5 protein-coding genes and 1 pseudogene are annotated in these 3459 nt (G+C 42.6%); 2 read left to right on the top strand and 4 right to left on the bottom strand.

The genetic code is table 11. The features are described from left to right. Positions 1–294 precede the first annotated feature (294 nt). Entirely contained in the window at positions 295–960 is a 666-nt protein-coding gene (locus tag V7D18_RS17890; RefSeq protein WP_426156149.1) for a DUF3298 and DUF4163 domain-containing protein, read from the top strand. A 19-nt stretch (positions 961–979) separates the two neighbouring features. On the opposite strand, the gene V7D18_RS17895 is transcribed toward V7D18_RS17890, so the two are convergent. Then, on the bottom strand, positions 980–1180 hold the full coding sequence (locus tag V7D18_RS17895; RefSeq protein WP_426156151.1) for a hypothetical protein: 201 nt from the start codon (positions 1178–1180) through the stop codon (positions 980–982). Positions 1181–1273: 93 nt separating this feature from the next. Between V7D18_RS17895 and V7D18_RS17900 the strand changes: the two genes are divergently transcribed. Then, positions 1274–2731: a recombinase family protein gene (locus V7D18_RS17900; protein ID WP_426156153.1), complete on the top strand. Its 1458-nt coding sequence runs from the start codon at positions 1274–1276 to the stop codon at positions 2729–2731. Here the strand turns inward: V7D18_RS17900 and V7D18_RS17905 are convergent. From V7D18_RS17905 to V7D18_RS17915, 3 genes and pseudogenes are all read right to left on the bottom strand, one after another. Further along, a pseudogene (locus tag V7D18_RS17905) lies at positions 2731–2826 on the bottom strand (manganese catalase family protein); the annotation flags it as partial. The gene V7D18_RS17900 and the pseudogene V7D18_RS17905 overlap by 1 nt on opposite strands. After that, on the bottom strand, positions 2826–3092 hold the full coding sequence (locus V7D18_RS17910) for a spore coat protein CotJB (protein ID WP_426156155.1): 267 nt from the start codon (positions 3090–3092) through the stop codon (positions 2826–2828). The pseudogene V7D18_RS17905 and the gene V7D18_RS17910, both read right to left, overlap by 1 nt. Continuing rightward, on the bottom strand, positions 3092–3459 hold a 368-nt coding region (locus V7D18_RS17915), incomplete at its 5' end, for a spore coat associated protein CotJA (protein WP_426156157.1). The genes V7D18_RS17915 and V7D18_RS17910, both read right to left, overlap by 1 nt.

The following is a 3459-nucleotide window of genomic DNA, read 5'->3' on the forward strand; positions in this document are numbered from 1 at the left end:
TTCCTTATCTTCATACACTTTAATGCTTTCTTCATGCCTCAAAGTATTGGGACCTAAGAATTTCCCTGTCTCCCAGTGATCCTGAAACGTTTCAGGCTTTTTGTTATCTTCCTTTGCACTGGAGCTGTAATTATCTTTTTTATTGTTTTTCATATCGTTCACCTCAAAGATAGTATGGTATAAACAGCTTTGAATATACATATTATATCCCTGATTCGTTCATTTTCTCATTTTCGAGCAATAAAGAAGCTGAGTATTCATATAATATAAAAAGCTTGCTTTCCTGAGGTTCACATGCAGACAATCTATAAGAAAACGAAGTCAGATGTCCTCCTTCATAACGACATACCTGTACTTACCTATACCATTCATTATCCTTCTTTTACATCAACCTGCAGTTCTGATACTGCCCCCGCCATCAGCCAGTTCTATGAGATACAGTCCCAGCAGGCAGAAAAATACTGTCGTGAGATTTTATACCCTCAGGCTGTTGAAAATGCCATGTATGCAAAAGACAATGATTTTCCCTTTCACAGCTATGAATTCTTGTCTGATTATGTGGTGACATATAACGAGGATTGCATTACAAGCCTCTATATCGACCAATATTCTTATTTGGGCGGAGCCCACGGTAATACACTGAGACAGTCTCAGACCTGGGACTTCCAGACAGGAAATCAGCTTCATCTGACAGATTTTTTCCCTGACGTGAAAACACTAAATAATACCATCTTTCAGGTGATCGAAAATGAAATCACAGCTCGCATGAAAGATGCTCCTGCCTCCTACTTTGACGATTATTCCCATCTGATCCGGGGGAACTTTGATATGAACGCCTTTTTCTTAAAGCCCTGCGGCCTTGTCATCTACTACCAGCAGTACGATATTGCTCCATATGCCTCCGGTATTCCGGAATTTTTCTTTCCTTTCGAGGGATGCAAAGAAGATGCCAGTTCCTGAGCTGCCTGCTCATCCCCGGCTAAACGAATGGTCCGGTCATCGATACAGCAGATGGCCGGCGATTTTCTGATGTCCTTATTAAGTCGTAGCCCGCATGCTCCATCATCAGATCCCGGATCTTTTCACCTGCTTGCTTTTGCCTCTCCTCTGGCAGAATATCAAATAAAATCATTTCCCCGTTAAAATCTATGTAATTTTCAATCTTAATGTTTTTACTCATATTTCCATCTCCTTCCCTGTAAAATGTATGTGATACAGATTGTACCTGTTTCCAGGTATCTTCTCTTTTAATCATCGGAAAGAAGGGAACTCATTGGTTAAAAATGTAAAAAAGCCTATTGGCGCAGCTTATGTCCGGGTAAGCACAAACGATCAGACGGAACTTTCTCCTGCTGCACAGCTTCGTGAGATTAAAAATTCAGCAGGTGCTGATGGCGTACTGATCCCTGACGAGTACATTTTTATAGAAGAAAAAGGTATCAGCGGACGCCGTGCTGATAACCGAAAAGAGTTTCAGCGGATGATTTCCATTGCAAAAACACATCCATGTCCTTTTCAATATCTCTATTTATGGAAATTTTCACGTTTTGCACGAAATCAGGAAGAAAGCATGTTTTACAAAAGCGTACTTCGAAAGAAATGCGGTATCACTATAAAAAGTGTTTCAGAACCGATCATGGAAGGCATGTTCGGACGACTGATCGAGAGTATCATTGAATGGTTTGACGAATATTATTCCATTAACTTATCCGGGGAAGTCACACGGGGAATGACGGAAAAAGCACTAAGAAACGGCTATCAGGCCGCTCCCTGTCTTGGCTACCGCGCAGTGGGGGAAGGAAAACCTTTTATTATAGAAGAAAAGGAATATGAAGCCGTTGTATTTATACATCAGTCTTTTTTCAACGGGATGGATCTGGCTTCTATTGCAAAAGAGGCAAACAATCAGGGATATTGTACCAAACGTGGCAATTCATTTGACAGAAGAGCGGTGGAACGGATATTAAAAAATAAATTCTATGAAGGAACCGTTACCTGGAACAATATCTCGTTTCAGGGTTCTCATGAAACAAGGAAGGAAGTCACTTCTGTGTTTAAGGCAAACCAGCAGCGGCTGAAACAGGAATACAGACCCAGAAACCGCAGGGAAGTCTCCGCCTGCAGGCATTGGGCTTCAGGGCTTTTAGTCTGCGGCTATTGCGGAGCCAGCTTAGGATATAATGCCGGAAGCAAAACCGGACATCAGTCCGGCTACTTTCAGTGCTGGCGCTATGCAAAAGGGCTTCATAAGGAATCCTGCTGTATCTCTGATAAAAAGGCGGAGTCTCTCATTATTGAATCTTTACAGCAGGTCACCGCTGCTGCCGGAACCAGCGAATACACCAAACGGACTGCATCAGAACAATATCTGGAAAAGCAGCAGTTAGAATCTGCACTGGAAAAGCTCCATGCAAGGAAAGGTAAAATAAAAGCAGCTTATGAAAATGGAATTGATGATCTGGAAGAGTACCGCGCTGGAAAAGAACGCTTAAAGAAGACAGAAACAGAGCTGAAAATCAGGATAAAATCCATTGAGGCTTCAAAAAGCGCTGTGGATTCTCACAGCAGGGACGTATCTTTGTGCAGAATAAGCAGCGTCTGCGACATACTGACAGATCAGTCGGTCAGCAGCGAAGCCAAAGGAAGGGCGTTGCGCAGTGTGGTAAAAAAGATTATTTATGATAAGAAGTCCGGAGAAATGAGGTTTATTTATTATATACATTTGCCTTAAGGTCCGCCATACTGACTCATAATGAAGGTAGCTATTTTGGGATTAGGTGTTTTAATATTTACAGGATACTGCAACCTTTTCTCATATCTCCACATTAGCCGCACACTCCTTCCCATGGCCATGGATCATTTACCCAGGACCAGTAATTTTCGTCCATAACATGGTTTGACATTAACGGACCACAATACTCCTCATAGGCATGCACAGCCTGTTCCCGCATATTTGCAACATAATGATAATAATTCAATGCAGCCTGATCACATGGATGGGTATCAAGATACAGAATTACATCGTCCATTGCAAAACAGGACTGGAATATCTGCATTAATAACATATCGCAATCAACATTACAATTTGCCATCACTTGCACCCTCCCATCAAAAATGGTTTAAATAAATCCGGGAAAATAGTTCCCATTTCAATTGCTGTATCTACAGAATAAAGTTCCTGCCATCTCTGCCATGGAACATAGGCCATTCCAACAGGATACCGGTCAATGTTCTCAGCACCTGAACATTCAGCTGGCTTTGTATCAGTATACATGCCGGGAGCCATACCCATTGGCATATTCGGTTTCATGCAGCATGGGGGCATATCCGGATACATTCTCGGGCATGGAGGCATTTCCGGGCACCTCATTACTGCGGGGGAGACTGCATGTTCCGGACATTTCATTGGCTTGGGAGGCATCTCCGGGCATCTCATTACTGCGGGGGAGACTGCATGTT

This window comes from Lacrimispora sp. 38-1 (assembly GCF_049890855.1).
Classification (GTDB): domain Bacteria; phylum Bacillota; class Clostridia; order Lachnospirales; family Lachnospiraceae; genus Lacrimispora.

Coding starts and splice junctions, on each gene's coding strand:
- V7D18_RS17890 (WP_426156149.1), top strand. CDS start 295: ATGCAGACAATCTATAAGAAAACGAAGTCAGATGTCCTCCTTCATAAC.
- V7D18_RS17895 (WP_426156151.1), bottom strand. CDS start 1,180: ATGAGTAAAAACATTAAGATTGAAAATTACATAGATTTTAACGGGGAA.
- V7D18_RS17910 (WP_426156155.1), bottom strand. CDS start 3,092: ATGGCAAATTGTAATGTTGATTGCGATATGTTATTAATGCAGATATTC.